This is a genomic window from Streptomyces sp. NPDC051172 (assembly GCF_040682555.1).
Classification (GTDB): Bacteria; Actinomycetota; Actinomycetes; order Streptomycetales; family Streptomycetaceae; genus Streptomyces.
This window is the reverse complement of the sequence record NZ_JBFBBE010000280.1, coordinates 1-2,361: the sequence shown is the minus strand read 5'-3', so window position 1 is coordinate 2,361 and position 2,361 is coordinate 1. Positions and strand designations below refer to the sequence as shown.

Genomic DNA, 2,361 nt, shown 5'->3' with positions numbered 1-2,361 from the left:
GCCGCCGGGTCACCACCCGTCTACGCCCCAGCCGCCGCGGCGACCGTCAAGCGGACCGCGTGACGATCCGCTCCTACGGCCCCCTCGGTCTGTTCAGGACGCGGCCACCGATCTGCACGCGGGCATCGAGGTCGCCCAGGCCGAGCAGGGACAACAGGGACAACAGGGGCAACACGGACACGCGGCCCTCGGCGACGGCGACTGACCTCGCGCGGACCTGAGGGTCACGGAGACCCCAGGGGCGAAACGGTCGAGGCCGAGACTCCGATCACCCTCAACCCGCTTCACCCCATTTCATGGCATGCCCTCGACAAATCTGCCACGCTACAGCGGTCGCACCACCGATCCACGCACCCCACTGCCGTCCGCAGGCGCACCCCAGCCGGCCGGCGGCACCGAGCAGGCCGGAATCCCGGCCGCCGAAAAGGAGTTTCGCGTGAGAAAGACCCCCCACAGATCCATCGCCGTGCGCGTACTGGCAGTCGCCGCGCTGGCCGCCGTCTCCCTCCCCGCCGCCCCTGCCACGGCCGCCCCTTCGGCCGCGGCGGCATGCACTCCGGCCCAGGTGGTCACCAACGGCGGGTTCGAGAGCGGTACTTCGCCGTGGACCCAGTCCTCGACGAGCGTCGTCACCAGCCGTTCCGGCCAGACCGCACACGGCGGCACGAGCTACGCCTGGCTGGACGGAACGGGCGGCACGCACACCGACAGCCTCTCCCAGAGCGTCACGATCCCGTCCGGGTGCAGCACCGCCACCCTCTCCTTCTGGCTCCACATCGACACCGACGAGACGACCTCGTCCATCGCGTACGACAAGCTGACGGCCAAGATCGGCAGCACGACGCTGGCGACGTACTCCAACCTCGACGAGAACACCGGGTACGTGAAGAAGACCCTCGACGTCTCGGCGTTCGCGGGGCAGACCGTGAGCCTCGCCTTCACCGGCACCGAGGACTCCAGCCTGCAGACCAGCTTCGTCCTCGACGACATCGCCCTGGACACGTCCGGGGACAGCACCCCGCCGGCGGACTCCACGCGCACGCCCGCCACGCCCTCGTACACCGTCAGCCTCAGCAGCAACACCAGTGGCACGGTGTGGACCGGCCACGAGAGCGCGACCTTCACCAACGCCTCCTCGACCGCGCTGAGCGAGGTGTACCTGAGGCTGTGGGACAACTACCACGGCACCTGCGACGCCATGCCGATCACGGTCACCAACGTCACCGGCGGTACGGCAGGTTCGCTGTCCGTCGGCTGCACGGCCCTGCAGATCACCCTGCCGACACCGCTGGCGCAGGGGCAGTCCGCCACGATCGGCTTCGACCTCGGCATCACCGTGCCGAGCGGCGCGGACCGGTTCGGCCACGACGGGGCCTTCAACAACATCGGCAACGCGCTGCCCGTCCTCGCGGTCAAGGACGGCTCGGGCTGGCACCTGGACCCGTACACCAACAACGGCGAGTCCTTCTACTCCCTGGCCGCCGACTTCAAGGTGACCCTCGACCACCCGAGCACCCTGCTGGTCCCGGCCACCGGCACCTCGACCGACACCCCTGGCTCCAGCGGCCGTACCGTCACCACCGCGACCGCCTCCAAGGTGCGTGACTTCGCCTGGGCGGCGGGACCGTTCAGCAAGATCTCCGGCACCTCGGCGGCCGGGACCGCGATCAACATCTACTCCGTCTCGGGCATCAGCTCCTCCGACGCCCAGTCGATGCTCTCCACCGCCAAGTCGGCCGTGGACGCCCATGCGGCGCGCTTCGGGGCGTACCCGTACGGCGAGTTGGACGCGGTGATCGACAACAACTACTGGTTCGGCGGCATGGAGTACCCCGGTTTCGTCCTCGACCTCGTCAGCACCACCGCGCTCACCCACGAGATCGGCCACCAGTGGTGGTACGGCATCGTCGGCGACGACGAGTACAACAGCCCCTGGCTGGACGAGGCGTTCACCGACTACGCCACCGACCTGGCCCTCGGCAAGACCGGCACGAACTGCTGGAACAGCGTCTCCTGGGCCTCGTCCGCGGAGAAGATCACCAACTCCATGGCCTACTGGGACGCCCACTCGTCCCGCTACTCCACCGTCGTCTACGACTACGGCAAGTGCGCCCTGCACGACCTGCGGCGGCTGCTCGGCGACACGGCGATGACCAAGTTGCTGAAGGACTACGCCACTTCGCACTGGTACGGCGTCTCGACCACGGCCGAGTTCAAGGCGGCCGCGCAGGCCGCCACGAGCACGGATCTGACCTCCTTCTGGAGCACGCACCGCATCGACGGCTGACCACGCCGGGTGTGATGCTCCGTCAGCGGGCCCACGCGGCGAACGCCGCGCGGGCTTCGACGAGCGGGCCCACG

The 2,361-nt window shown here is 69.2% G+C and carries 2 protein-coding genes; both read left to right on the top strand.

Features of this window, described 5'->3' with window-relative positions:
• On the top strand, window positions 1-205 hold a 205-nt coding region (locus tag AB0N07_RS50305), incomplete at its 5' end, for a hypothetical protein (protein WP_365847622.1).
• A gap of 231 nt (window positions 206-436) precedes the next feature.
• Entirely contained in the window at window positions 437-2,287 is a 1,851-nt protein-coding gene (locus AB0N07_RS50300; RefSeq protein WP_365847620.1) for a M1 family aminopeptidase, read from the top strand.
• Window positions 2,288-2,361: the final 74 nt, after the last annotated feature.